Genomic DNA, 24,738 nt, shown 5'->3' on the forward strand with positions numbered 1-24,738 from the left:
CTCCTATCTGGTCGCCCCGACCCGCGCGGTGGCGGGCAGGGCTTTTGTTATGGCTTTGGCAAGCTGGCCGATCGCCTTGGTCAGCGGGGAACGGGAAGCGACCGCGGTCAGGGGTTTGCCCTGGTCGACAGCCGCACGGGCGGCCTTGTCGTCCTGCGGCAACCAGAACTCCAACTTGCTGTTGAGGGCGGTGGCGGCCTCCTTGTGCACGCTCGTGCGCATCAGGGGGCGGCTTTCCCGGTTCAGGACGACGGTCGTCTGAAGGCCGACGTTCACCGTCTTGAAGAAGTCCATCAGGCGCCGCGCATGGCGGACCGAGGGAACCGCAAGGTCGGTGACGATCAGAAGCTCGTCCGCCTGCTCGATCACCGGCTCGACCCAGCCGACCAGGGCGCGCGGCAGGTCCACCACCACATAGTCGTTGGTCTGCCGGAGCAGGTCGAGGATCGCCGCCACCTGTTCGGCGCGCAGGGCATCGACGGGGGCGAACTTGGACGGGGCCGGCAGCACCGAGAGGCCACCGGGGATCTTCGACATCGACTGCTCGAGGAAGCGCAGGTCGGGCACGTTTCCATCCTGCGCAAGCTTGAGCAGCGCATCCTGTTCGTCCAGGTCCAGCGCCGATCCGATGGTGCCGAACTGCAGGTCGAAATCCACCAGCGCGACGCTGTGCTTGTCGGCGCGGTGCAGGAACCCACCCTTGCCCGTCAGCGCGTCGGCGAGATTCAGCGCCACTGTCGTCGAACCCGATCCCCCGCGCGCCTGCGCCATCGCGATCAGCCGGCCGAGACGGGCACCCCCGCCCCTCGCGGGCTCGGGTGTGGATCGCGCTTGCAGCCGCTCCAGCTGCTCGGACAGTTCCGCGCCGGTGATCGGATAGGGCAGAACCTCATCGACACCGGCGCGCGTCAGCTTGCGCGCTGCTGCCAGCGATATGTCGCTCGATGTCAGGGCAAGCAGAATCGTGCCCTCACGACGGTTGCGCGCCAGATCCTCGATCGCGCGCAGGTCTGCTTCGCTGCCGGGATCGGTATCGAAGATGATGAAGTCATGTTCCTGCGCGAACTTGACCGCCTGGCCGTTCAGCTGTGTCAGGGTGGAGGCCTTGGTGTCGACCTTGAGGCCGGGATCGCCGCCCAGGGCCGCGCCGATCGCCTTGGAAACGGCGGCATCCGGCGTGATCACGAGGATGGACTTCACTTGGGCTTTCATATGCTTGCCTTTCTTTCCCGGCCGTTCGATGAGTCAGGGGTCATCCGTTCTCTCCCGGCGCCAGGTCTTCGGCGGGCAGCGAAACGCTGAGCGCAGGAAACTGGACGGATCGCGCGAAGGTCGAGGTGCCGCCCATCATCCGGACGAACCCCGCAATCGGCGTGACGAAGTTGAAGGTGAGGCCCTGCACCTGCGCCGTGACGATGGGAATGTACGGCCCGCCGAGGAAGCCCAGGCGAAGGTTGGTGCTGCCGAGTACGGCGCTGTCGGTATAGGTGATGCGCACGTTCGCGGCGGTGGCGTTCGCCGGCACGATATCGTCGATGCGGCTCCAGATCTCGATCGCGGTCGCGTTGCCCGCGGCAATCCCCTGCGCGAGGGTGCAGCTTGCCTCCGCCACCGGCGCGCAGATGGTGCCGCCCGCGTTGCAGGCCGTGCCGAAGCGCGGCGGGATCGGGTCGCTGTTGGCGGGGTCGCGCCCCGTCGTGTTCGGAACCACGGGAACACCGGTGACGCCGGCGCAGGCGGGTGTGCGGACGATGGCGATGCGCGCCGCCTGCTGCATGGCCTTTTCCGCCGTTACGACATCGTAGCCCAGCCGGCCGAAGTCGATGATGCCCAGGAACACCAGCAGGAACAGCGGCACCACGACCGCCAGTTCGACCAGCGCCGCCCCGCGGTCGCCGCGGGCGATCCCGCGCAGGATATCGCGAACCCGTTTCATGTTCCGAACACCTTGGCTGAATCGCTGATCGTGGTGGTGAGGTTCGAGAAGCTTTCACCGCCCAGAAGCTCGAAGACCGAGGAGAAGGGGAAGTTGATCGTCAGCGTCGCGGTCACACGCACCACCGCAGGCTCGACGTGATAGGTTCCCGCGGGGCAGGAATAGGTCGCCTGGACCGTGCTCAGCGAGATGCCGGACGGGAACAGCGTCACGCCGCTGACGCTTTGGCCGACGATGTTGCGAAGCGTCGTGTTGTAGCCGTCCAGATTGGCCGGGGCGACGGCGCAGAGGTCGATGGGCAGATGCCGCGACATGAAGCGCGTGGCGTCCCGCACCCCGGAGATCGCGCTGTGGTAGTTCTTCATCATCCGCGTCCCTTCGACGATCACGGCGAAGAAGATCAGGAGAAGCGGCAGCACGAAGGCGAACTCCACCAGAACCGCGCCCTCGTCCCGACCGAGGAAACGGCGCAGGCGTCTTGGGAGGGAGGAAAGCACGCCCATCTCTGCCTCACCGATACAGCTGGACGATTTCGTGGAACACGCCGCTGCCCGATTTGCCGTTGCCGCCGGCGCTTTCGATCACTTCGGCCCAGATATCTACCGTGGGCGGGCTCGCGCTGTCATCGCCGATCGTCTCGGTGATGAACATCTTCACGTATTCCTGGACCGGCACGTTGGTTTCGCGGCCGTTGACTTCCACGCCGCCGTTGAGGGGATCGCAGTTGATACCAGCCGCGATGATGACCCGGCGTTCGGGGTCGGGGCTGGCCACCGGGGCACATTGGTTCAGGCCGGTTTCCGCGCGGCCGGTCAGGATGTTGCCGCGGGTCCGCTGCGCATAGGCGATCTCGGCGTTGTAGACTTGGTAGCGGGTCGGGGTCGATCCCAGGCCGATCAGTTCCGACGGCGGCGTCGCTCCATAATTCATCGCCAGATAGGCGTCGTAGCCGGTCACGGTTTCTGCGGTGCCGTCGCCGTCCAGGTCCAGGCTGACATCGCCCCACCAGTCGCCGTCACCGTAGCGGTTGGGCGATCCCAGGTTGCAACTGTCGGTATAGAAGCACGTGTCCCGCGGCAGCTTCATCGTGTTGGGTGAGGGGTCGGAATTGGCGCCGATGCACTGGTTACCGCCGCCGCCACCGCCTCGCCGGACAATACCCTTGATGACGTTCGGCGCCGGGGCATAGAGCGGATCGTTACGGTCCATCGACCCCTGGTAGATGTCGAAACGCGCGTTCATCGCGTTGGTGATGCCGACCTTCTGGCCCGGCTCGGTGTTGACCCCGCGCTGGACGAAGCACTGGGTGACGCTGCCCACCGCGCCCAGCACGCAGCGCAAGAGCGGCCCGGCTCCAGTCAAGCCCGCGCAGGCGCCGGTGGAGTCGATGGCCAGCGTCGAGGGTTCGAGGAAGCCGAAATCGCCCGGCCCCCAGGCCGCGCCGTTGCCGCCCGACCGCATGAGGATCTGCTGCCCGCGCCAGGTATCGCCGTCAAAGCCGGGCGGGACGCAGAACATCATCGGCGTGATGTCGCAGGCGTAGGAGGTGAAGCCCGCCACCGCCTCGGCCCCGACGATGGGCGTGCGCTGGGCAAAGCCCGACAGGGCAAAGAAGGCGCGGCCGAAGGTGAAGGGAACCGTCTTGGGCGTGACGATCACCCGCGCGTAGATCGCATTCTGGTCCGTGGTCGCGGCATGGGTCGAGGTGATGGCATCCGTATCGACGGCGGGAAGCGACCGCAGGAAGGTCAGCGCATAGTCCGCCGAATTGAGCGTCTGGCCGGTCGCATCGTCGCCGAAGGTCTGGCGGTCGGTGAAGAAATTGGCGGCCGCGGCCTGGGCACGCGCGCGTGCGCCCGCCTCGCCGTCCAGTTCGCCCGCCGCGGCGAGCGCCACGTGATCGGCGTAGGACTGAAGTTCGGACTGTGTCGCGGCGATGCGGCCAAGGTCATAGGACAGCGCGATCATCCCAAGGATCACGCCCAGCGAAACGGCGACCATGACAAGGATCGCCCCGTCTTCGTCCTTCGCAAATCTGGCGGCAGTCCTGCGCATCGCTTCGCTCCGTTCCACAACGCCCCCGCCAGCCCGACGACACGGCGGACGGGCACCTCTGGCGGCGCCCGTCCGCGCCGTCAGTTGCTGATTTCGACTTCCTCGACCTCGTTCGCGCGGCGGATCTTGATCCGCGACTTCTGCTCCACTTCCTCGACAGGGGACTTTTCCTGAAGGATGTCGGACAGGCGGATGGAGTCGAGCGGCTTGTCCACGACGCTGTCGAGCGTGCGCAGCGTCAGGCTCAGCGTTCCGGCACTTTGAGCGAGCGCGAGTTTCTGGCTGTCTTCCGGCGACACTTCGACGGTGACGGTGCGGGCAACGACGGGGGCGTTCTCCTCCTCGTTCGCAAGCTGGTCGACACCGATGACGCGGACGTTCTGAAGAATGGTGATGGCGCGCAGGTTTTCGCCGCCGCCCTGGGTCAGCACGATATCGACCGTGTCGCCCGGCGTGACGAAGCCGCCGACGCCGGTCACCGCATCCACGCGGATCGACATGGCACGGCTGTTTTCACCCAGCGTCTGCACGATGGTGACCTTCTCGCCGAAGTTCGACACCTTGGAGGCCAGGATCAACTCACCCGCCGACATGGCATTCTTGGCGCGGCGCGGCTGGCCGCCCGCCTGGGGCAGCAGCATGTCGAGATCGGTGAAGGCGCCGACCGGCAGCGCCTCGCGCGGCCAGGATACGACCTGCAGCATCTGGGGTTCGATGGCCTGCCCGAACTTGATGTCGCGGCCCGCGACGATCGCGGTCACCAGGCCATTGGTCGGGTCGACCGAGGCCGTGGCCGCCGTCTGACGCAGATATTCGCGCGCGCCATAGGCCGACCCACCGGCGACGGCGATACCCAGAAGGGCGACGAGAATGGATTTGATGGCCATGGCTGCGACCTTTCTGCTCTTCGGTGCGGCGCACCGAACCGGATGACGTTTCTTCTGTAATGCGGGTACGGGCGTTGGCGCCCGTACCCCGATCGGTCGTGGAGGCGGGCCAGCTTAGCTGGTCGGGCAGCCGCCGGTGCCGGCGCCGGTCGCGGTGCCGTTCATCTGGTTGCAGGCGGCGTCCATCTGGGCGTCCACATCGCGGGCCAGGCCGCCGAGCACGGTCACGCCGACCGTCACCGCCAGGATCAGCGCGATGCCGTATTCGACAAGGGTCACGCCCTCTTCATCCTTGCGGAAGCGGGCAAAAAGTTTGGTCAGAGCGTCACGCATTTGTTTCTCCCTCAATTGCGTTCCGAAAATGGCCGGGTCACCGGCGGGGTCCGAACCGGAAGGCTTCCTTGCGGCTCCCCATCATCATCGCGGTTTACCTTCGGGAATGCATCGTCTGGATTGATGAATATTTATCGTCATGGTTGTATTTCTGCATGCGCGATAAACCCTGATGCATGGTTTTTCCCCCGAAAGGCGACGCTGCCCCCCACCGATGCGCCGGACTCACCCGGTTTTCACGCGAGAATCACGATTCGGTGCGCAACAGCGCCAACACGTCGATGCCACAAACGAAACAATCCGGGCAAGGCGCCCGGATCGATCCAATTTTCTGGCGAATGCCCGTCCCACCCCACAACTTTTCAGCGAGACAGCGCCACTTTTCGGCCCTTGGACGTCGTGCCGCGTCAGCCCAGCACCTCCGAAACCCGGACGGCGCGTCCTTCTGTCGCGGACAGGACCGCCGCATCGGCCAGCGCCAGCGCGCGCAGCCCGTCCTCGCCCGTCGTCGGCGGCGCGCGCCGGTCACGGACCGCGGCGATGAAGGCCGCGATCTCGGCCGCATAGGCCGCGGTGTAGCGGCTCATGAAGAAATCCAGAAGCGGCGGGCGCGCGAAACCGGTCGCGGTCGCGACCTCGATCCGCGCCTCATGCGTGTTCTGCGCGCTGACGGCGCCCAGCGACCCGTGCACCTCGATCCGCTGGTCGTAGCCATAGCTTGCGCGGCGCGAGTTGGTGATGATCGCCTGCCGGCCGCTGGCCGTGCGCAGAATGACGTTCACGCTGTCATAGTCGCCCAGTTCCCCGATCTTCGGATCGACAAGGACCGAGGCCGCCGCCAGGACCGTCTCCGGCTCCTCCCCCAGCAGCCAGCGCGCCATGTCGAAGTCGTGGATCGTCATGTCGCGGAAGATCCCGCCGGATCGGGTGATGTAGTCGTAGGGCGGCGCGGCGGGATCGCGCGAGGTGATGGTGACCATCTCGACCGCGCCGATGGTGCCCGCGTCGATGGCCGCCTTTACCGCGGCGAAGTCGGGATCGAAGCGGCGGTTGAACCCGACCATCAGCGTGGCCCCCGCACCGTCCGCGACCGCAAGGCAGTCCCGCACCCGGCGCAGGCTCAGGTCCACCGGCTTTTCGCAGAAGATGGCCTTGCCCGCCCGCGCGAAGCGTTCGATCAGGTCGGCGTGGGTGTCGGTGGGCGTGCAGATCACCACCGCGTCGATGTCGCCCGCGGCCTCGATCGCCTCGATCGTGCGGACCTCGCAGCCGTACTGCGCCGCGACCGCCTCGGCGGCCGCAGGCATGGCGTCTGCCACCGCGACCAGCCGCGCGTCGGCGTCGCCGGTGATGGCGCGCGCGTGAACCTTGCCGATGCGCCCCGCGCCCAGAAGCCCGAACCTCAGTGTCATGCTGTCTCCTTACTCCGGGTAGGCCCCGGCCACGTTCTGATCGAAATCCACGACCGACCCCGTCATCACGCCGGAAACGTCCGACAGCATGTAGGACACAAGCCCGGCCACATGGGCCGGCTTGACCAGCATGCCGAAAGGCTGCCGCGCCTCGGCCGCCTCAAGCCAGCCGTCCGTCGCGCCGTGGAATCGGCGCTGCACCGCGTCCTCTCCGGGCGTGTCCATCCAGCCGCAGTTGACCCCGTTCACCCGGATGCGATGGTGCCGCAGCGTGTGGGCCGCGTTGCGGGTGATGTTCGCCAGCGCCGCCTTGGACGCGGAATAGGGCGCGAGGCAGGTCTGGCCGCAATGGGTGACCATGGACAGGATGTTCACCGCGCTGGCCGGATGCCCCGCCGCCACCGCCCGCTGCGCGAAGCGCTGGAGCGCGAAGAAAGGTCCGCGCGCATTGACCCCCATGTGGCGGTCGAAGTCCTCTGCCGTGCAGTCGAGGATGGAGCCGCGTTCGGTTGTCGCGGCCGCATTCACCAGCGCCGTGACACGGCCGAAGCGATCCGCCGCGGCGTCGATGATCGCCACCGCGTCCGCCGTCCGGCCCATGTCGGCCGGGACGAACAGAGCCTCTGCCCCCAGCGCCGCGAGGGTGCCGGCCGCAGCCGCGCCCTCGGCCTGACGGCGCCCGGCCACGACGATGCGGTTGCATCCCTCGCGCACCAGACGCTCCGCAATTGCAAGGCCAAGGCCCTGGGTTCCGCCGGCGACGACCGCCACCGTTTCGCGATGGTCATGCATAGGTGTCCGCGCCGCCCTTCACGCCGGTGATGTAGCTGACGATGTCATTGCCGTCGGTCTCCTCCTTGCGCAGGCTGGCAACGATGCGGCCGCGGCGGAACACCACGATCCGGTCCACCAGGTCGAAGACCTGCCGCAGGTTGTGGCTGATCAGGATCATCGGGATGCCCCGTGCCTTCAGCCCGCGGATGATGTTTTCCACCTGTGCGGTTTCCTGCACGCCAAGGGCCGCGGTGGGTTCGTCCATGATCACGAGCTTCGAGGCGAAGGCCGCCGTACGCGCGATCGACACGCATTGCCGCTGTCCACCGCTCATGTTGCGGATCGGGTTGTCGACGTTGGGGATCTTCACCGCCGTGGTCTTCAGCGCCTCGAGCGTGCGGTCGCGCATCGTCTTCTTGTCGAGCCAGGAAAACGGCCCGAAGCGGAACCTGAACAGTTCGCGCCCGAGGAACAGGTTCGACGGCACGTCGAGGTCGTCGGCCAAAGCGAGCGTCTGGAACACCGTCTCAATCCCGGCCTGCCGCGCCTCGAGCGGGCCTGCGAAGTGCACGGGCTGGCCGTCGAAGATGACCTCGCCCGCGGTCCGCTGCTCCACCGCCGTCACCTGGCGCACGAAGGTGGACTTGCCCGCGCCGTTGTCGCCGACCACGGCCACGTGTTCGCCCTCGTGCAGGACGAAGTTCGCATCCTCCAGCGCGTGGACGCCGCCGTAGTGCTTGGTCAGGCCGCGGGTTTCCAGAATGATCCTCGACATGGTCCCTACCCCCTTGCCCGCGTGCGCTGCCGCCACTGGTCCAGCACCACCGCGCCGACGATGATCGCGCCCTTCACCATCTCCTGATAGTAGGCGTCGAGCCGGATCGAGGTGAAGCCCGAGATGATCACCGAAAAGATCGCAGCTCCCAGCACGGTCCCGATGATGGAGCCGCGCCCCCCCGCCAGCGACACGCCCCCGATCACCGCCATGGCGATGGCGTCCAGTTCGTACATCACCCCCATGCCCGCCTGCGCCGTCAGGTTCTTGGAGGTGAGAAGGATCGCCGCGACCGCCGTCAGCATGCCCGCGATGGTGTAGACCAGCGCCTTGTGCCGGTCGACGTTGATCCCCGACATCCGCGCCGCCGCCTCGTTCGAGCCGATGGCATAGCAGCGCTTGCCGTAAAGCGTCTTCAGCATGATCAGCTGGAACAGAACGGCCAGGATCACGAAGATCACCGCCGGGTTCTGCCCCGGCCAGGAAATCAGCCCGAAGGTCAGCCCGCCCAGGATGTCGCCGTTCGCAAGGCTGCCATAGGACTCGGTCGGGAAACTGACCGGCTGGCCGTTCGACCACCACCGCGCCACGCCACGCGCCGACACCATCATGCCCAGCGTCGCGATGAAGGGCGGGATCCGGGTGTAGGCCACCAGGGCGCCGTTCACGAAACCCGCCGCCATGCCGCAGGCCAAGCCGATCAGGATGGGCACGATCACCGGCAGGTCCATCGCCCAGTCGCCGAAGATCGCCTTCGGGTTCGGGTTGCCGTTCACGAGTGCTGTCTGCGCGAAGCTCATCACGATCATGGCGGTGGCGCCGACGACGCTGCCCGACGAAAGGTCGATGCCGCCGAGGATGATGACCTGCGTCACGCCGATGGCGATGATGCCGGTGATCGCCACCTGCAGGATCATGATGTCCAGACGTTGCTGGTTGAAGATCGCGTCGACATTGTCACGCATGTTGAAAAGGAATGACCCGCCGTTCACCCGGTTCAGCACCTCGAAGATCACGACGATGAGGACCAGCGCGCCGAACACGTTCCATTCGGGCGCGCGCGTCCGTTTCGCGGGATCGTATTTCAGGCCGCCAAGGCCATGGGTTGGCTGTGCCACGGTGCGCTTCTCCCCCCAGGATATCCGCGGAATGGGACTTCGGCCGGCCTCTACTCATCCCGGCCGAAAAGTCTCGGGGCGGCAGGAATGCCGCCGCCCCGGCCCCGAGGGGCGTCAGTTCTTCGCCAGGTAGTCGGCAACGTTGGCCGGCGTGACAAGCTCGAAGGGCACCCAGACCTTCTGCTCGACGGCCTCGCCCTTGGCCAGTTTCACCGCCGCGTCGAGCGAGCCGGAGCCCTGCGCAGCCGCGTTCTGGAACACGGTCACGTCCAGATCGCCCGCCTGCATCGCCGCCAGAGCGTCCTGCGTCGCATCGACGCCGCCGACCTGCACGGTCGCCATGTCGATGCCCGCGGCCTTCATCGCCTGGATCGCGCCGATCGCCATCTCGTCGTTGTTGGAGATGACGCCGTCGAAGGCGGCGCCGGTCGACAGCCAGTTTGTCATCAGGTTCTGGGCCTGGTCCCGGCTCCAGTTGGCGGTCTGCTGGTCGATCACGTTGACCTTCACCTTGCACTTGCCGGCCTCGATCACGTCGTAGATGTCCTGGGTGCGCTGCACGGCCGCCTGGTTCGACAGTTCACCCTGCATGACATAGACGTTGACCTCGGTCTTGCCCTCGGCCGCCCAGTTGTCGCAGAGCGCGATGGTCTCGAGCGTGCCCGAGTCCACCTCGTTCGAGGCGACGAAGGCCTGGTTGTCGGGCAGCGTGTCGAGGTTGATCGGCTGGCGGTTCACGTAGACAAGCGGCACGCCCGCGGCGGCGGCGGCATCCGTCATCGCCTGCGTGGCCGAGGTGTCGACCGGGTTGACGATGATCGCGTCCACGCCCGAGGCGATGAAGTTGTTGATCTGGTCAAGTTGCTTGGCCACGTCGTTCTGGGCGTCCTCGATCTGCACGCTGTGCCCCTGTTCGTCGGCATATTTCTGGATGCCGTTCCTGAGCACGGTCAGGAAGTTGTCATCGAACAGCGCCATCGACACGCCGACCGTTTCGGCCATGGCGGTCGTTCCCATCAGCGTGGCAAAGCCCGCCACGATCAGTGTCTTCCTCATGTCTTCCTCCACATCGGGTGTCCGGCCCACCCGTTCTCCCTGAAATGATGCCGGATGGCCTCTCTGGGCCGCTCCTTCGCTTCTGTCCCGCCTAGGCAGCCATTTCCCCCAGTTCCTGCCGGATGAAATCGAAGGACCGGGCGAGTGCGGCCTTCGGGTCTGCAAGAGCATGCACCTCGGGGGCAAAGCTTTCCATCGAGACGGGCCCCGCGAACCCCGCCGCGCGCAGGGCGCGGATTTGGGCGATGTTGCCAAGCCGGTCGCGCCCGTCCACGAAGACGCGGTGTTCGTCGCCCATCTCGTCGACGGCAAGCTCTGGGTCGACGACGCCGGAGATGTGGATGATGCCGGTGTGGCCCGCGAAGAACGGGCCGCCGCCGGCCAGCGTGTGGTGGAACGTGTCGTGCACCAGGCGGAAGCTGTCCCCCGCCTCCAGCGCCTCGATCGTCTCGACCGCTTCGGACTTGTAGCGCAGGGCGCAGATCTCGAAGCCCAGCGGCTCGACCAGTCCGATCAGCCCGTGATCCTCGAGCATGGGGCGGAGGTCGCGCAAAGCCACGCGCAGGTTGGCCTGACGCTCGCCGTTCCCCATGCCGAGCCCGTCGTTGCGCGGGATCAGGCTGACCGTCTCGGCCCCGCAGGCACGCGCGATCCGCATCAGTTCAAGCGCCTCGGCGGCCTTGTCGCCGGACCAGTCGTTGAAGCGCTTGACCTCGGCCACCGCCAGAAGGCGCAGCCCGCGGTCGCTCGCCATCGCACCCGCGGCTTCCGGGGCAAGCCCGTCGAACAGGGGCTGCGGCAGGTCGTTGCGCACCTCGACGCCCACGCAGCCCAGCGCTGCGGCCGTGTCGAGCAGTTCGGCGAAACTCATCCTCGCCACACTCATGTGGTTCAGCGCAAACGGCACCATGTCGGCTTCCTCCCCGGTCGGCTTTCCCTGCAGCTCGACCGCGCATGACGTTCGCCCCCCGGATGGCGAGTCGTCAACGAGAGACGCCGATTTCCTTTCATTTCTGACGAACACCGGCACCCCATCAATGATGTTTTTACATCATTCATTTCCCGCCATCGCGCTGCCAACTCCCTTGCGGGATCCCAGAGCAGCATGACAGAGTCAGCTTTGTATCTGATTTCACAAGAAACTCCCACATCTTCTCACCCCTTGGCTGGACCAGGCCCGAGCTCTGGCGACAGACCCGCCGGAAGCGCCGTCCCTGCCATTGCGCCACGGATGACGAAATTCGCTCATTCATTTACCCCATTCCTGATGGCTTTTGACGTGACATTCGCCCGCCTCCATAGGCCGACATAGGCCGGCAGGGTATCTTCACCGGCGCAATGACGACCGGGAGGGTCCGATGAAACGCGACTACAGCCTGCTCGGAGAGGATGCGCGGCGCGCGGTGCAATCAGGCCTTGCCGCGGCCGAGTGGTATCACTCCGACGTGCCGCGCAAGGAAATGAAGGCCTTCATGGCGCGCGAGGATCAGCCCGCGATCCGCGACACGATCATCCTCTTCGGGGCGATGGCGACCCTGGCGGCGCTTGGCGTCGCGCTCTGGCCAAGCCTTTGGTCGGCGCCGTTCTGGCTGGCCTATGGCGTCCTTTACGGGTCGGCGATGGATTCACGCTGGCACGAATGCGGCCATGGCACCGCTTTCCGGACCGCCTGGATGAACAACGCGGTCTACCAGATCGCGTCCTTCTGCATGGTCCGCAATCCCGTGACCTGGCGCTGGAGCCACGCGCGCCACCACACCGACACGATCATCGTCGGGCGCGACCCGGAGATTGTCGCGATGCGGCCGCCCGCGCTTTTCCGCATCGTGCTGAACCTCTTCGGCATCCTCGACGCCTGGAACGGCTGGGCGCGGATGCTTCTGAACGCCAGCGGCAGGCTCGACCCGGAGGAGGCGAGCTTCATCCCCGAAAGCGAGCATCCCAAGGTCATCCGCGTGGCCCGCATCTGGGTGGCGATCTATGCCGCGACCCTTGCCGTCGCGGTCTGGACGGGGTCCATCCTGCCGCTGATGCTGATCGGCCTGCCCCGGCTTTACGGCGCCTGGCACCACGTTCTGACCGGCGTGCTTCAGCACGCGGGGCTGGCCGACAACGTGGTGGATCACCGGCTGAACAGCCGCACCGTCCACATGAACCCGATCAGCCGCTTCATCTACTGGAACATGAACTACCACGTCGAACACCACATGTTCCCGATGGTGCCCTATCACCGCCTGCCGGCGCTCCACGACCGCATCAAGGACGACCTTCCCGCGCCCAACCCCTCGATGTGGCACGCCTACCGGGAGGTGCTGCCGGTCCTCAGGCGCCAACTCGCCCACGAAGACTATTTCCTCAGGCGCGAGCTGCCCGCCACCGCGCGGCCCTACCGCGAGGATTTCCATGCCGCCGCGGCCGGAAACGCCGCCTGAGACACCAGAAAACCAAGGGAGAGAGAGATGACCGACTGGATTGATGCTTGCGGCGCGGAGGATGTCGACGCCGAAGACGTGATCCGCTTCGACCACGGCGGGCGGACCTATGCGATCTATCGCAGCCCGGAGGATGACTATTTCTGCACCGACGGGCTTTGCACGCACGAACAGGTCCATCTGGCCGATGGCCTTGTCATGGATCACCTGATCGAATGCCCCAAGCATAACGGCCAGTTCGACTACCGCACCGGCGAGGCGATGCGCGCGCCCGTCTGTGTGAACCTGCGCACCTATCCGGCGAAGGTCGAGGGCGGGCGCGTGCTGATCGGGGTGGCGTCGTGATGCGGCACAACCGGATGACCGTGGCCGGTCTGCGCGCCCTGAAGGGCCGCCGCCAGATGACCATGCTCTATGTCGAAACGCTTGACGAGGCGCGCGCGGCGGCGGCGGCGGGGATCGACATCCTGTCGATCATCGACCCGCTCTGGACCCCGGCGATGCGGGAAGCGGCGGGCGACTGCTTCGTCCAGGTGGGGCTCCTCTACGGCGAGCTTGTGACGACCGAGGATTACCTGCGCGCGGCGCACCGCGCGATGCGGATCGGCGGCGACTGCGTCTATTGCGCGGCCGGGCTCGGCACCATCCGGGCGCTGGCGGAGGAGGGGATCCCGGTCATCAGCCATGTCGGGCTGATCCCGTCCAAGGCCACCTGGACCGGCGGGTTCAAGGCGGTGGGCAAGACCGCCGACAGCGCGCTGGCCGTCTGGCGGCATGTGCAGGCGCTGGAGGAGGCGGGCGCCCTCGGCGCGGAACTTGAGGTCGTGCCGGAACGGGTCGCCACCGAGATTTCGCGGCGCACCTCGCTTCTCCTCTTCTCGATGGGGGCGGGGGCCGGGGCGGATGCGCAGTATCTGTTCGCCGAGGATGTGCTGGGCTGCACGCGCGGCCACCGCCCGCGTCACGCCAAGACCTACCGCAACTTCGCCGCGGAGTACGAGCGGCTTCAGCAGGAACGGATCGCCGCCTTCCGCGAATTCGCCGGCGAGGTGCGGAGCGGCGCCTACCCCGCGCCACAGCACCTTGTCCCGATCGAGCCGGAGGAATTCGACGCCTTCCTGAGCGCGCTTGGCGCGGGCTGACCGTCAGACGGCGAAGGCCCGCCGGATCAGGTTCAGCCCGGTGATGGTCAGCACCACCAGCGTCCAGCGCCGGAAGCGCGCGGGGTCCAGCCGGTCCTGAATCGCGAAGCCCAGCCAGAGACCGGCCAGCGCGGGCAGCACCAGCCCCGCCGACAGCCAGAGCCTGTCGGGCGTGATGACGCCCGACCCCGCGTGTCCGGCCAGCAACGCGGCTGAACCGATCATGTAGACCACCCCCTGCACCCGCACGCTTTCGCGCTTGCCGGCGTCGAGCGACACCAGAAGCGCGATGGTGGGCGGGCCCCAGACACCCGAAAGCCCGCCATAGACGCCCCCGACAAGTCCGCTCAGCACCTCGGCCCGGCCGCGGTGGCGTGCGTCGAACCGGATCTGGCGCCCGGCAAGCTGGCTGAGCGCGAACAGGACGATGGGCAGACCCAGGGCCCCCAGCAGCAGCGCCTGAGGCATCCGTGGCACCGCCTGCGCGGTCAGAAGGACAAAGACCACCAGCGTCGCGATCATCCGCCAGTAGCCCCGGACCGCCGCAAGCGCCGCCGCCGGCCCCTGCCGCAACGCCTGCACGCAATTGGTCAGCAGCGTCGGCAGAATCAGCGCCACCAGCGCCTCTTCCGCGGGAAGAAAGGAGGCGAGGCCCGAGATCATGATCATCGGCATGGCAAATCCGACCGCCCCCTTGACGAGGCCGGCCAGAAGGGTGACGCCCGCCGCCATAAGAAATATCGTCAGATCGAGTCCGAACATCGACAATCGCCCCTTCGCGCCCGCTATAGCCTTGGGGCAAAGGGTCTGCACGGAGAAATTGAACGCGACACTTTCGTGCGATCCGTGCAAACTTCACGAATTAATATTGCGCTGCGATTGCGAAATGGCTAGGAGAGTGCAACCGCAGCAAGGGAGCCGACAGATGGCGCATGACGGGGCGGAAATGCCGACAACCGCAATCCTTTCCGACCTTGCGGAACTGACCGCAGCGGCCTTGCCGCAAGTCGAGGGCATTCTGGCCGACGCCACCGCCGCCGTGCGCGCGCTTGTCGAGCGGGACGGCAAGGTTTCGGGCGCGGCGCTGGAAACCCATCAGTTTGCGGCCCACGCGCTTTCCTGGCTTGCCACCTATGCCGAGGCCCTGCGCCAGCTGAACGCCTGGGCGGTGCGCCTCGCGGAAGCTGACAGCCTCGGAGAGATGGAACGTCTCATTCTCCAGATCGGCTTCGGCGAATACCTTGCCCAGATCGCGGGCGGCATCCCGATGAGCCAGGGCGAGATCGCGCGCCTGTCCGACCTAGGCCTGTCGTGGGCGCCGGACGGGGCCGCCGCCACGCTGATCGCGCGCGGCAACACCCCCGCCGCCCGTGACCGGCTTGTTCAACTCATGCGCGAGAACCATGGCCGCGCCACCTTCGGGGCGACCGGGCTGGACGACGAGCTGGAGATGATCCGCGACCAGTTCCGCCGCTACGCGGAAGAACGCGTGGTGCCAAACGCCCACGACTGGCACCTGAAGGACGAGCTGATCCCGATGGAGATCATCTCCGAACTCGCCGAACTTGGCGTCTTCGGCCTGACCATCCCGGAAGATTTCGGCGGGCTGGGCCTGTCGAAGGCGTCCATGGTCGTGGTCAGCGAAGAACTGAGCCGCGGTTATATCGGCGTGGGCAGCCTTGGCACCCGATCGGAGATCGCGGCGGAGTTGATCCTGTGCGGCGGCACGACCGAACAGAAGGCGCAGTGGCTGCCGAAGCTGGCCAGCGGCGAGATCCTGCCGACCGCGGTCTTCACCGAACCGAACACCGGGTCGGACCTCGGAAGCCTGCGCACCCGCGCGGTGAAGGTGGGCGATGACTGGGAAGTGACCGGCAACAAGACCTGGATCACCCATGCCGCGCGCACCCATGTGATGACGCTTCTGGCGCGCACCGATCCGGCGACGACCGATTATCGCGGCCTGTCGATGTTTCTCGCCGAAAAGACCCCCGGCACCGACGCGGAGCCCTTTCCCACGCCCGGCATGACCGGCGGCGAGATCGAGGTTCTGGGCTACCGCGGGATGAAGGAATACGAGCTTGGCTTTGACGGCTTCAGGGTGAAGGGCGAGAACCTTCTGGGCGGCGTGCCCGGGCAGGGCTTCAAGCAGCTGATGCAGACCTTCGAATCCGCCCGCATCCAGACCGCCGCGCGGGCCATCGGCGTCGCGCAGTCGGCGCTGGAGGTCGGGATGCAATATGCCGAAGACCGCAAGCAGTTCGGCAAGTCGCTGATCGCGTTTCCGCGCGTCTCGGGCAAGCTCGCCATGATGGCGGTCGAGATCATGATCGCACGGCAACTGACCTATCATTCGGCCTGGCAGAAGGACCACGACAAGCGGTGCGACCTTGAGGCGGGGATGGCGAAGCTTCTGGGCGCCCGCGTCGCCTGGGCGGCGGCGGACAATGCGCTGCAGATACACGGCGGCAACGGCTTTGCGCTCGAATACCGGATCAGCCGCATCCTCTGCGACGCGCGTATCCTGAACATCTTCGAGGGGGCGGCGGAGATCCAGGCGCAGGTCATCGCGCGGCGGCTTCTGGACTGAGGCGCGGCCGCGCTCAGGCCCGCCGCGCGCCCAGACGCGGATGAAGCTGCGTCGCGACCCCCGCGGCGATGGCCAGCCCGGCCCCGCAGGCGACGAAGACGCCCGGAACCGGCGCGACCAGCAACACCAGCCAGGCAAAGCCCGGTGTCAGGATGCCAGACACGTCGCGAAAGCTCGCGTAGACCGCCGACATCTCGGCCCGTTCAGCCGGGCGGACGGCCATCAGGAACGGCAGGCCGCCGAACGTGTCCAGCATCACCAGGAAGAACGACCCGGCAAAGAGGGTGACCAGCGACAGCGGCGGCCATACCGGCGCGAGGCCGGCTGCGGCGAAGCACGCCGCCGCCGCCGCGAAGGAGATGACCACGGCCCGCCTGAGGCCGCGGCGCTGCATCCACCGCAGCATCAGCGGCGACAGGAAAAGAAGTGCGTTCGACACCGAATAGACGAAGCTCGCGATCTGGTCGCCGAGGCCCGCCTCGATGCAGTAGATCGGCAGATACACGATGTAGACCCACCAGCCCACCGACCGAAGCACGGCGAAAAGCCAGCCCGCCACCAGCCGCGGCTGGGCGAAGAAGCGGCCGAGAAACGCCAGCGGGTTCGGCGCCGGTGCGCGGGCGCGCGTGATCGTCTTGCCGTTGCCCATCCGCATCGCCCAGAAGGCCGCCGCCAGAACCAGGGCAAAGCTCATCGCGATGAGAAACGGCAAGGGCGCCCAGAGCTTCCAGAGCCACACGCCCAGCATCGGCCCGATGGTCCAGGACGCAGCACTGTAGGACAGCTTCAGCGTCTCCACCCGGCCCAGTTCCTGGCGCGCGATGAAGTCCATCAAATAGGCGTTGATGCAGGTGAACGAGGTCATCGTCGCCCAGCTCATCAACAGAAGGCCGATCGGCGTCAGCACCGGCCCGCCAAGGATCGCCGCGCCCGGACCGGCGATGTAGAAGGCCATGCCGATCGTGTAAAGCCAGCGCCGGGCGACGTAGCGGCCGATCCAGGGCAGCAGCATGCCGTAGCTGAACGACAGGATCCCGGCATAGAAATAAAGCTGGCTGACGCGTTCGGCATCGCCCAGCGCCTTGTAGATGACAAGCGGCCAGACCGACACAAGGATGCCCCGAACCGTCGCCTCGATACCCGCCAGAAGGGCGAAGCCCTGCACGCCGGGGACGGGTGCATGGCGCAGGAAGGTCGGGATGTATCGGCCGATCATCAGGGTCTCCTGCACCCGTCAGACCCGATGCGGCGGGCAAAGTCGCCGCTGTTTTCGACATGCCTGCGTCGCATTGGACGCATGTGCCGCGGCACTGGCAGAACGCCCCTGCGGGCGCTATGGTCGCAGGATGCGCATCCTTCTGTTTCCCGCCCTCACGCTTGTGCTCGCGGCCGGCGCCTGCAACGCGGAGGACGACATGACCGGGCTTCCCGAAGCCGGCTCCGCCTGGACACTGGCGCGCCTCGACGGCGCGGCCATCGGCGCCCGCGCGACCCTGACCTTTCCGGAGCCGGGCCAGGTGGCCGGAGAGGCCCCCTGCAACAGCTATGGTGGCGCGCAGCTTGACGCCCTGCCCGCGTTCCGCCTGGGCCCCCTGCGCGCCACCCGCCGCGCCTGTCCGGCTTTGGCGGAGGAAGCCGCCTACTTCGCCGCGCTGGCCGCGATGACGCGGGCCGAGGTGCAGGGCGAAACCCTCATCCTGTCGTCCCCCGACGGGCGCGAGATGGCCTTCGACCGTCTTCAGCCCTGACGGGCGAGAAGCGCGACGAACCGCCGCCGCGCCTCGGGCAGAGGCCGCGTGCCGAGGTCGGGCGCCAGCCGGTGTTCGAGAAACCAGCCGGTCGTGGTCAGACCCGCGCGCACGTCGGCCAGCGTCGCCGGGCCCTGCCCCATCAGGCAGGCCGGCAAGGGCAGTAGCCGGTCGGCCCATTGGCCAGCCGCCCCCCGCGCCACGGCCCGGCCCGACTTCGGGCTGACATAGGCCAGATCCTCCCGGCTGCCGGTGACGGCGCAGGCGCTCAGGTCCAGGCCGTAACCCAGATCCTCAAGCAGCAGCGCCTCCCAGCGCAGGTAGGCGGGCATCCAGTCGCCGCCCTCGCCCAGCGCGTCCAGCAGCGTCATGCTCGACCGGTAAAGCCCCGGATGCGGTTCCCGTTCCGGCAAGGCGAAGTGCAGCAGGGCACAGGCCGAATTCAGCGCAGACAGGGCCAGCCGGTCAGCCATCACGCCGCTGCGCATCCGCAGGGGTTCGACCGAGAAGGCGCCGATGTGTTCGTCCAGGCGTGCACGCCAGGTCAGATCCAGATGCGCGCCCGGTTGCAGAAATGGCGCGATCCGCCGCGAGGCGCCACCCCGCACAACACCCGCGTGCCGTCCGTGCGCGGCCGTGAAGACCTCGATGATGGCGCTGGTCTCGCCATGCGGCCGCACGGCCAGCACCGTGCCTTCGTCCCGCCATTCCATCCGCGCCCCTCCCGCGGGCGACTATCCCCGCGTTGGGCCGCGAAGTCCACGGGCTGCGACAAGGGGGATGGCCGCCCCGATGCTTCAGGTCTCGCGCACAACGTCCTTGTGCACGATCACGTCGCATTGGGGATGCTGCTCGATGATCCGCCGGCGCAGGCCCGCGCCGATGGCGTGCGCCTCGCGAAGGCTCTGGTCGCCGTCGAGTTCGATGTGGATGTTGACGAAGACCCGGCTTCCCGCGGTTCGGGTCTTGAGGTCGTGAAAGCCGTGCACGCCTGGCCAGTCGCGGGCGATCGCGGCGATCGCCTCGACCAGCGCTGGATCGGCGGTCCGGTCCATCAGCGCATCCCAGGCGCCCTTGCCGATCCGGAGCGCGCCGACCAGCAGGATCAGCGCCGAGGCCAGCGCCACGACGCTGTCGACATGCGCGATGCCGAAACGCCGTGAGGCCCAGAGCGCGCCGATCGCGCCGAGGGTGGGCAACAGGTCCGACAGGTAGTGCAGCGAATCCGCGGCGACGACCCGGCTGCCGGTCCGCCGTGCCACCCGCCGCTGCCAGAGGACAAGCCCGAGCGTGAGCAGGATCGAGACAGCCATCACGGCGATCCCCTGCCCTTCAGCCCCGATCCGCGCGTCGGACGCCCCCAGCAGACGCGAGGCCGCGGCCCAGCCGATCACCACGCCCGAAACCCCGACGAAAAGCGCCTGCGCAAGCGCGGCCAGATCCTCGACCGAGGTATGGCCGAAGGCATGGTCCTCATCCGCCGGGCGCGCGGCGTAGAGGATCGCGACAAGTCCGCCCACCGAGATCATTAGATCAAGCGCGTTGTCGGCCAGCGAGGCCGCGACCGAAAGCGAGGAGGTCAGCCCCAGCGCCCAGAGCTTGAGCGCGACAAGCATCGCCGCCACGGTGACCGAGGCGAGCCCCGCCGAGATGTTCAGCCTGGTGTGATCCTTTCCGGACATCCTACCGCTCCGTTGCCCTTGCGCACCCCTAGCGCATCGCGCCATGCCGGGCCAGAGGCCGCGGGATCAGTCGCGCACCTCGTCGGGATCGACACCCCAGAGAGCTGACTTTGCCACCCAGCCGTCGCCGCCGTCGGCGGATATCTCGCACCAGTCCGCATCGCAGGCCCCCAGCCGCGCGATCACCCCGGCCTGTGCCTGGGCCAGCACCGGGGCGTCCGGCTCGGGCCGGGTGCGCAGCGCGGCCATGTCTTCCTCGACCAGCACGGTGCGCACGCCCGAGAGAAGCGAATAGTGGATCCAGCCGCCCTGGCCCTCGTTATCCTCGACCCGCCGCCAGTGGCCGAATTCGGCGGTGATCCTGAGCGGCATCGACCGATGGGTGAAGACCCAGTCGATCCGGTGCGACAGGCTGGGCCCGCGGCGCACGTTCCCCTCGCTCGTCTTCAGCGACACGAAGCGTGGCAGGGGCAGGTTGGTGACCGGCCCCCGTGCCTCGTCCCCCTGCGCAGCCCCGAGGGGGCCGCACGTCATCAAGACCGCTGCCATCGCGATAGCGCCGATACCCGACCGTTTCATCATCCTGCTCTCATGCCCTCGCGCCTGCCCGTGGCGCCCTTTTCGGGGCTTGTGACTTGCCCCGTTCCCCTGCACTTTGCCAACTCGGAACGCGCCGCGAAAGAGAGGAGAAGCCGCCATGCCTTCACAGCGTCTGAGTGTTGTCGTCACGCGACGCCTGCCCGAGGCGGTTGAAACCCGGATGAAGGAACTCTTCGACGTCGACCTGCGCGATCCCGATACGAAGATGAGCCGCGACGAACTGGCCGCGGCGATGCGGCGCGCCGATGTTCTGGTTCCCTGCGTCACCGACCATGTCGACGCCAACCTTCTGGCGCAGGCGGGCGAGAAGCTGAAGCTGATCGCCAACTACGGCGCCGGGATCGACCATATCGACGTGGCCTCGGCCCGCCAGCGCGGGGTTCTGGTGTCGAACACCCCCGGCGTCGTCACCGAGGATACGGCCGACATGACCATGGCGCTGGTGCTTGCGGTCACCCGGCGCATCCCCGAGGGGCTGGCGGTCATGCAAACGGGTGAATGGCAGGGCTGGGCGCCGACGGCCTTCATGGGCGGGCGTGTCGGCGGACGGCGACTTGGCATCCTGGGCATGGGGCGCATCGGCACCGCCGTCGCGCGCCGGGCCCGCGCCTTCGGCATGCAGGTGCACTACCACAACCGCCGGCGCCTACGCCCCGAGCAGGAGGCGGAGGTGGAGGCGACCTGGTGGGAAAGCCTCGACCAGATGGTCAGCCGGATGGATGTCCTGTCGATCAACTGCCCGCACACGCCGGCGACGTTCCATCTGATGAACGCGCGGCGGCTGAAGCTGATGAAGCCCTCGGCCGTCATCGTTAACACCTCGCGCGGCGAGGTGATCGACGAAAACGCGCTGACCCGGATGTTGCGCGCGGGCGAGATCGCGGGCGCGGGGCTCGATGTCTTCGAGCATGGGCACGAGGTCAATCCGCGCCTGCGCGAACTGCCCAACGTCGTCCTTCTGCCCCACATGGGGTCTGCCACCGTCGAGGGCCGGATCGAGATGGGCGAAAAGGTCATCATCAACATCAAGACCTTCGCCGACGGCCACCGCCCGCCCGACCTCGTCGTGCCGGGGATGCTGTGAGGCGATGACCGGCGGGGGCTGGATCGCGGTCCTGCTGATCGTGCTGGGCGGCGCGGCCGTCGCGGTGCAGGCGCCGGTCAACGGCGCACTCGGGCGGTCGCTGCAAAGCCCGCTTGTCGCCGCCACCGTGTCCTTCGGCGTGGGTTTCGCGGCGCTACTGGCGCTCTCGCTTATTGGCTCGGGCGGCGCAATGGCGCGGCTGGGCGGTGTGCCCTTCTGGCAGTTCGCGGGCGGCCTCCTGGGGGCGTTCTATGTCTGGGCGATGGTCGCGACCATATCCACCCTCGGCGTGGTCACGGCCCTTGCCGCGCTGATCCTGGGGCAGTTGGGCGCGGCACTGCTGATCGACCACGTCGGTGCCTTTGGCGTCGTGGTCCAGCCGGTTTCGCCCCGGCGCCTGATCGCCGTGGCGCTGGTCGCGGCGGGCCTTGTGCTGTCGCGGCTCTGAAAGCCTGCGCAAACGGCCGAATTCGTGGTACCATCCGTGCCAGCCAGGCCAGCGGATGGTGCTGCCGACCCAAACCATGGGGGTTACCGTGGACGATATCCGTGCAGAACAGCCCGATAGCGATTTCGTGACCTTCTGGAACGAGGTGCTGGTGCCGAAGTTCACCCGCTTCCGACATGTCCTCGTCGGCGGGCTGGGCCGACATTCGGACGCGATCTTCCCGCTTCTGCCGGTCAGCCCCGGCGACCGGATCGTGGATGCGGGCGCAGGCTTTGGCGACACCGCGATCATGCTGGCGCGGCGTGCAGGGCCCGAGGGTCGCGTGACCGCGATCGACTGCTGCGACGGCTTTCTCGACCATGGCAGGCGGGATGCGGCGGCGGCGGGCGTCGCGAACATCGACTGGGTAGTCGCCGACATCCAGCGCCACCCCTTCGCGCCGTTCCACGACCTGATGTTCTCGCGCTTCGGCACGATGTTCTTCGAAAACCCGGTCGTCGCCCTGCGCAACATGCGCACCGCGCTGAAGCCCGGCGGGCGGCTGGTGATGATCGTCTGGCGCACCATCGCCGACAATCCCTGGCTCGGGCTTGCCAAGGAGGTGGCGCTGGCCCACCTGCCCCCGCCGGGCGAGGATGCGGACACCTGCGGCCCCGGCCCCTTTTCCATGGCGGGGCAGGAGATGGTCACGGCACAACTGCGCGCCGCCGGCTATGACGACATCGCGTTCCGCAGGGTCGACGCGATGATCCGCATCGGCAACGACATCGAGGATGCGATCGCCTTCCAGCTGGCACTCGGCCCCGCTGGCGAAGTCTACCGGGAAGCCGGCGCGCTGGGCGAGGCGAAGCGCCCCGCGATCGAGGCGGACATGCGCGCCCGGCTTCTGCCCTTCGTGACCGAAGATGGCGTCCAGATGATGTCAAGCTCCTGGGTGATTTCCGCCAAGAATCCGGGATGAGGAAAGCTTTCCCTTTCGCGCGCGCGGGCAAGGGCCTATGACTTCTGGCAAAAGTTGTGGCCAGGGCTCATGCAGATCGAACAGACCGAACTCGAAGGTGTCCTTATCCTGACGCCCCGCCGCTTCGGCGATGCGCGCGGCTGGTTTTCCGAGGTCTGGAATGCCCGGGCCCTGGCCGACATGGGCATAGCGACGGTCTTCGTGCAGGACAACCATTCCTATTCCCGCGATGCCGGCACGGTGCGCGGCTTGCACTTCCAGTCGCCGCCCCACGCGCAGGACAAGCTGGTGCGCTGCGGTCGCGGTCGCATCTTCGACGTGGCGGTGGATGTCCGCGCGGGCTCGCCCACCTACGGCCGTTGGGTGGGGGCGGAGCTTTCCGCCGGGAACGGTCGCCAGCTTCTGATCCCGGCGGGCTTCCTGCACGGCTTCGTCACCCGCGAACCCGATTGCGAAGTGCTTTACAAGTGTTCCGATTTCTATGCGCCCGACTGTGACGGCGCGGTCCGCTTCGACGACCCGGACCTCGGCATCGACTGGGGCATCGACCCCGGCGCGGCGATCCTGTCGGACAAAGACAGGGCGGCACAGTCCTTCGCCGCCTTCCGGACTCCCTTCATCCACGAGGAGCGGGCATGAAGATCCTTGTCACCGGAGGCGCCGGCTTCATCGGATCGGCGGTGGTGCGCCATGCGGTCCGCGCGGGCCACGCGGTCGTCAACCTCGACAAGCTGACCTATGCGGGAAGCCTGTCGAACGTCGCCGAGGTGTCGGACAGCCCGCTTTACACATTCGAACAGGCCGACATCTGCAACCGCCCCCGTATCGACATGATCCTCGCCCGGCATCGCCCTGATGTCATTATGCATCTGGCTGCCGAAAGCCATGTGGACCGATCCATTGACGGGCCCGCCGCCTTCATCGAAACGAACATCACCGGCACCTACACGATGCTGGAAGCCGCCCGTGCCTACTGGTCGGACGCCGGACGGCCCGAGGGCTTCCGCTTCCACCACATCTCCACCGACGAGGTGTTCGGCTCGCTCGGGGCGACGGGGCAGTTCACCGAAGACACGCCCTACGATCCGCGCTCACCCTATTCGGCGTCCAAGGCGGCGTCGGACCATCTGGTTCGTGCATGGCACGAGACCTATGGCCTGCCGGTCGTGCTGACCAACTGCTCGAACAACTACGGCCCCTACCACTTTCCCGAAAAGCTGATCCCGGTCGCGATCCTGAAGGCGCTGGCGGGCGCGCCGATCCCGGTCTACGGCGCGGGCGACAACGTGCGCGACTGGCTTTACGTCGAAGACCATGCGGACGCGCTGCTCACGGTCGTCGGGAAGGGCCGGATCGGGCGCAGCTACAACATCGGCGGCGAGAACGAGGCGACGAACCTCCAGATCGTGACGAAGATCTGCGCTCTCCTGGACGAAAAGCGCCCCGGCAACCGGCCCTATGCGGAACAGATCAGCTTTGTCTCCGACCGGCCGGGCCACGACAAGCGCTATGCCATCGACCCCTCGCGCATCCGGGCGGAACTTGGCTGGCGCCCCTCGGTCACGCTGGACCAGGGTCTGGAACGCACGGTCCAGTGGTTCCTCGACAACGAGGACTGGTGGCGCGCGCTCCAGACCCGCGACGGCGTCGGCCGAAGGCTCGGCACCGGGGGGTGAGCCGGGAAAGGGGCGCGGCGCGTAGGCCA

27 protein-coding genes are annotated in these 24,738 nt (G+C 67.3%); 10 read left to right on the plus strand and 17 right to left on the minus strand.

What is annotated here, in order from left to right; translation table 11 throughout:
* Positions 1-3: 3 nt before the first annotated feature.
* The 12 genes from N5I32_RS10325 to N5I32_RS10380 form a co-directional block, all read right to left on the minus strand.
* A complete protein-coding gene (locus N5I32_RS10325) occupies positions 4-1,212 on the minus strand; it encodes a CpaE/TadZ family protein (RefSeq protein WP_261495483.1) in 1,209 nt (402 codons plus the stop codon).
* A 40-nt stretch (positions 1,213-1,252) separates the two neighbouring features.
* Complete coding sequence (locus N5I32_RS10330) at positions 1,253-1,936, minus strand: TadE/TadG family type IV pilus assembly protein (RefSeq protein ID WP_261495485.1); 684 nt, start codon at positions 1,934-1,936, stop codon at positions 1,253-1,255.
* On the minus strand, positions 1,933-2,433 hold the full coding sequence (locus N5I32_RS10335; RefSeq protein WP_261495486.1) for a TadE/TadG family type IV pilus assembly protein: 501 nt from the start codon (positions 2,431-2,433) through the stop codon (positions 1,933-1,935). Before N5I32_RS10335 ends, N5I32_RS10330 begins: the two co-directional genes overlap by 4 nt.
* 13 nt (positions 2,434-2,446) lie before the next feature.
* A complete protein-coding gene (locus N5I32_RS10340; RefSeq protein WP_261495488.1) occupies positions 2,447-3,991 on the minus strand; it encodes a pilus assembly protein TadG-related protein in 1,545 nt (514 codons plus the stop codon).
* 80 nt (positions 3,992-4,071) lie between these two features.
* On the minus strand, positions 4,072-4,878 hold the full coding sequence (cpaB, locus tag N5I32_RS10345; RefSeq protein WP_261495490.1) for a Flp pilus assembly protein CpaB: 807 nt from the start codon (positions 4,876-4,878) through the stop codon (positions 4,072-4,074).
* Between the two features lie 114 nt (positions 4,879-4,992).
* A complete protein-coding gene (locus tag N5I32_RS10350; RefSeq protein WP_261495491.1) occupies positions 4,993-5,211 on the minus strand; it encodes a Flp family type IVb pilin in 219 nt (72 codons plus the stop codon).
* 407 nt (positions 5,212-5,618) lie between these two features.
* Positions 5,619-6,623: an inositol 2-dehydrogenase gene (iolG, locus tag N5I32_RS10355; protein WP_261495493.1), complete on the minus strand. Its 1,005-nt coding sequence runs from the start codon at positions 6,621-6,623 to the stop codon at positions 5,619-5,621.
* 9 nt (positions 6,624-6,632) lie between these two features.
* A complete protein-coding gene (locus tag N5I32_RS10360; RefSeq protein ID WP_261495494.1) occupies positions 6,633-7,415 on the minus strand; it encodes an SDR family oxidoreductase in 783 nt (260 codons plus the stop codon).
* Positions 7,408-8,172, minus strand: coding sequence for an ATP-binding cassette domain-containing protein (locus N5I32_RS10365; RefSeq protein ID WP_261495495.1), 765 nt, complete (start codon positions 8,170-8,172; stop codon positions 7,408-7,410). The genes N5I32_RS10360 and N5I32_RS10365 overlap by 8 nt, the downstream gene beginning before the upstream one ends.
* A 5-nt stretch (positions 8,173-8,177) precedes the next feature.
* Positions 8,178-9,290, minus strand: coding sequence for an ABC transporter permease (locus N5I32_RS10370; protein WP_261495496.1), 1,113 nt, complete (start codon positions 9,288-9,290; stop codon positions 8,178-8,180).
* 114 nt (positions 9,291-9,404) lie between these two features.
* Positions 9,405-10,346: a sugar ABC transporter substrate-binding protein gene (locus tag N5I32_RS10375; protein ID WP_261495497.1), complete on the minus strand. Its 942-nt coding sequence runs from the start codon at positions 10,344-10,346 to the stop codon at positions 9,405-9,407.
* Positions 10,347-10,437: 91 nt separating this feature from the next.
* A complete protein-coding gene (locus N5I32_RS10380; protein ID WP_261495499.1) occupies positions 10,438-11,256 on the minus strand; it encodes a TIM barrel protein in 819 nt (272 codons plus the stop codon).
* Between the two features lie 448 nt (positions 11,257-11,704).
* Between N5I32_RS10380 and N5I32_RS10385 the strand changes: the two genes are divergently transcribed.
* The 3 genes from N5I32_RS10385 to N5I32_RS10395 are packed head-to-tail and all read left to right on the plus strand — an operon-like array spanning position 11,705 to position 13,920.
* On the plus strand, positions 11,705-12,778 hold the full coding sequence (locus tag N5I32_RS10385; RefSeq protein WP_261495500.1) for a fatty acid desaturase family protein: 1,074 nt from the start codon (positions 11,705-11,707) through the stop codon (positions 12,776-12,778).
* A gap of 27 nt (positions 12,779-12,805) precedes the next feature.
* Entirely contained in the window at positions 12,806-13,123 is a 318-nt protein-coding gene (locus tag N5I32_RS10390) for a MocE family 2Fe-2S type ferredoxin (RefSeq protein ID WP_261495501.1), read from the plus strand.
* Positions 13,123-13,920, plus strand: a complete 798-nt coding sequence (locus tag N5I32_RS10395) for a 3-methyl-2-oxobutanoate hydroxymethyltransferase (RefSeq protein WP_261495505.1) — start codon at positions 13,123-13,125, stop codon at positions 13,918-13,920. The genes N5I32_RS10390 and N5I32_RS10395 overlap by 1 nt, the downstream gene beginning before the upstream one ends.
* A gap of 3 nt (positions 13,921-13,923) precedes the next feature.
* Here N5I32_RS10395 and N5I32_RS10400 read toward each other — a convergent pair whose 3' ends face one another.
* Complete coding sequence (locus N5I32_RS10400; RefSeq protein ID WP_261495506.1) at positions 13,924-14,682, minus strand: sulfite exporter TauE/SafE family protein; 759 nt, start codon at positions 14,680-14,682, stop codon at positions 13,924-13,926.
* 163 nt (positions 14,683-14,845) lie between these two features.
* Between N5I32_RS10400 and N5I32_RS10405 the strand changes: the two genes are divergently transcribed.
* Positions 14,846-16,510, plus strand: coding sequence for an acyl-CoA dehydrogenase family protein (locus tag N5I32_RS10405; protein WP_261495507.1), 1,665 nt, complete (start codon positions 14,846-14,848; stop codon positions 16,508-16,510).
* A gap of 13 nt (positions 16,511-16,523) precedes the next feature.
* Here the strand turns inward: N5I32_RS10405 and N5I32_RS10410 are convergent, their stop codons facing one another.
* On the minus strand, positions 16,524-17,726 hold the full coding sequence (locus N5I32_RS10410; RefSeq protein ID WP_261495515.1) for an MFS transporter: 1,203 nt from the start codon (positions 17,724-17,726) through the stop codon (positions 16,524-16,526).
* 130 nt (positions 17,727-17,856) lie between these two features.
* On the opposite strand from N5I32_RS10410, the gene N5I32_RS10415 reads away from it, so the two are divergent.
* Entirely contained in the window at positions 17,857-18,258 is a 402-nt protein-coding gene (locus N5I32_RS10415; protein WP_261495517.1) for an META domain-containing protein, read from the plus strand.
* Here the strand turns inward: N5I32_RS10415 and recO are convergent.
* From recO to N5I32_RS10430, 3 genes are all read right to left on the minus strand, one after another.
* The gene (recO, locus tag N5I32_RS10420) at positions 18,249-18,971 is read right to left on the minus strand and encodes a DNA repair protein RecO (protein WP_261495519.1); all 723 of its coding nucleotides are present in this window, start codon (positions 18,969-18,971) and stop codon (positions 18,249-18,251) included. The two genes, N5I32_RS10415 and recO, sit on opposite strands and share 10 nt — an antisense overlap.
* Positions 18,972-19,055: 84 nt before the next feature.
* Entirely contained in the window at positions 19,056-19,940 is an 885-nt protein-coding gene (locus tag N5I32_RS10425) for a cation diffusion facilitator family transporter (RefSeq protein WP_261495525.1), read from the minus strand.
* Between the two features lie 66 nt (positions 19,941-20,006).
* Complete coding sequence (locus tag N5I32_RS10430; RefSeq protein ID WP_439648184.1) at positions 20,007-20,522, minus strand: SH3 domain-containing protein; 516 nt, start codon at positions 20,520-20,522, stop codon at positions 20,007-20,009.
* Between the two features lie 115 nt (positions 20,523-20,637).
* Between N5I32_RS10430 and N5I32_RS10435 the strand changes: the two genes are divergently transcribed.
* The 5 genes from N5I32_RS10435 (at position 20,638) to rfbB (ending at position 24,709) form a co-directional block, all read left to right on the plus strand.
* Entirely contained in the window at positions 20,638-21,624 is a 987-nt protein-coding gene (locus tag N5I32_RS10435) for a 2-hydroxyacid dehydrogenase (RefSeq protein WP_261495527.1), read from the plus strand.
* A 4-nt stretch (positions 21,625-21,628) separates the two neighbouring features.
* Complete coding sequence (locus tag N5I32_RS10440; protein ID WP_261495535.1) at positions 21,629-22,072, plus strand: DMT family transporter; 444 nt, start codon at positions 21,629-21,631, stop codon at positions 22,070-22,072.
* An 88-nt stretch (positions 22,073-22,160) separates the two neighbouring features.
* Positions 22,161-23,033 (plus strand): class I SAM-dependent methyltransferase, encoded by an 873-nt coding sequence (locus N5I32_RS10445; RefSeq protein WP_261495536.1) that lies wholly within the window; start codon positions 22,161-22,163, stop codon positions 23,031-23,033.
* 69 nt (positions 23,034-23,102) lie between these two features.
* The gene (gene rfbC / locus N5I32_RS10450; protein WP_261495537.1) at positions 23,103-23,672 is read left to right on the plus strand and encodes a dTDP-4-dehydrorhamnose 3,5-epimerase; all 570 of its coding nucleotides are present in this window, start codon (positions 23,103-23,105) and stop codon (positions 23,670-23,672) included.
* A complete protein-coding gene (gene rfbB, locus N5I32_RS10455; RefSeq protein WP_261495539.1) occupies positions 23,669-24,709 on the plus strand; it encodes a dTDP-glucose 4,6-dehydratase in 1,041 nt (346 codons plus the stop codon). The genes rfbC and rfbB overlap by 4 nt, the downstream gene beginning before the upstream one ends.
* Positions 24,710-24,738: the final 29 nt, after the last annotated feature.

Origin of the sequence: Albidovulum sediminis (assembly GCF_025380365.1) — a bacterium.
Lineage (GTDB): Bacteria > Pseudomonadota > Alphaproteobacteria > Rhodobacterales > Rhodobacteraceae > Albidovulum > Albidovulum sediminis.

Coding starts and splice junctions, on each gene's coding strand:
- N5I32_RS10325 (WP_261495483.1), bottom strand. CDS start 1,212: ATGAAAGCCCAAGTGAAGTCCATCCTCGTGATCACGCCGGATGCCGCC.
- N5I32_RS10330 (WP_261495485.1), bottom strand. CDS start 1,936: ATGAAACGGGTTCGCGATATCCTGCGCGGGATCGCCCGCGGCGACCGC.
- N5I32_RS10340 (WP_261495488.1), bottom strand. CDS start 3,991: ATGCGCAGGACTGCCGCCAGATTTGCGAAGGACGAAGACGGGGCGATC.
- cpaB (WP_261495490.1), bottom strand. CDS start 4,878: ATGGCCATCAAATCCATTCTCGTCGCCCTTCTGGGTATCGCCGTCGCC.
- N5I32_RS10350 (WP_261495491.1), bottom strand. CDS start 5,211: ATGCGTGACGCTCTGACCAAACTTTTTGCCCGCTTCCGCAAGGATGAA.
- iolG (WP_261495493.1), bottom strand. CDS start 6,623: ATGACACTGAGGTTCGGGCTTCTGGGCGCGGGGCGCATCGGCAAGGTT.
- N5I32_RS10360 (WP_261495494.1), bottom strand. CDS start 7,415: ATGCATGACCATCGCGAAACGGTGGCGGTCGTCGCCGGCGGAACCCAG.
- N5I32_RS10365 (WP_261495495.1), bottom strand. CDS start 8,172: ATGTCGAGGATCATTCTGGAAACCCGCGGCCTGACCAAGCACTACGGC.
- N5I32_RS10375 (WP_261495497.1), bottom strand. CDS start 10,346: ATGAGGAAGACACTGATCGTGGCGGGCTTTGCCACGCTGATGGGAACG.
- N5I32_RS10380 (WP_261495499.1), bottom strand. CDS start 11,256: ATGGTGCCGTTTGCGCTGAACCACATGAGTGTGGCGAGGATGAGTTTC.
- N5I32_RS10385 (WP_261495500.1), top strand. CDS start 11,705: ATGAAACGCGACTACAGCCTGCTCGGAGAGGATGCGCGGCGCGCGGTG.
- N5I32_RS10390 (WP_261495501.1), top strand. CDS start 12,806: ATGACCGACTGGATTGATGCTTGCGGCGCGGAGGATGTCGACGCCGAA.
- N5I32_RS10395 (WP_261495505.1), top strand. CDS start 13,123: ATGCGGCACAACCGGATGACCGTGGCCGGTCTGCGCGCCCTGAAGGGC.
- N5I32_RS10400 (WP_261495506.1), bottom strand. CDS start 14,682: ATGTTCGGACTCGATCTGACGATATTTCTTATGGCGGCGGGCGTCACC.
- N5I32_RS10405 (WP_261495507.1), top strand. CDS start 14,846: ATGGCGCATGACGGGGCGGAAATGCCGACAACCGCAATCCTTTCCGAC.
- N5I32_RS10410 (WP_261495515.1), bottom strand. CDS start 17,726: ATGATCGGCCGATACATCCCGACCTTCCTGCGCCATGCACCCGTCCCC.
- N5I32_RS10415 (WP_261495517.1), top strand. CDS start 17,857: ATGCGCATCCTTCTGTTTCCCGCCCTCACGCTTGTGCTCGCGGCCGGC.
- recO (WP_261495519.1), bottom strand. CDS start 18,971: ATGGAATGGCGGGACGAAGGCACGGTGCTGGCCGTGCGGCCGCATGGC.
- N5I32_RS10425 (WP_261495525.1), bottom strand. CDS start 19,940: ATGTCCGGAAAGGATCACACCAGGCTGAACATCTCGGCGGGGCTCGCC.
- N5I32_RS10430 (WP_439648184.1), bottom strand. CDS start 20,522: ATGATGAAACGGTCGGGTATCGGCGCTATCGCGATGGCAGCGGTCTTG.
- N5I32_RS10435 (WP_261495527.1), top strand. CDS start 20,638: ATGCCTTCACAGCGTCTGAGTGTTGTCGTCACGCGACGCCTGCCCGAG.
- N5I32_RS10440 (WP_261495535.1), top strand. CDS start 21,629: ATGACCGGCGGGGGCTGGATCGCGGTCCTGCTGATCGTGCTGGGCGGC.
- rfbC (WP_261495537.1), top strand. CDS start 23,103: ATGCAGATCGAACAGACCGAACTCGAAGGTGTCCTTATCCTGACGCCC.
- rfbB (WP_261495539.1), top strand. CDS start 23,669: ATGAAGATCCTTGTCACCGGAGGCGCCGGCTTCATCGGATCGGCGGTG.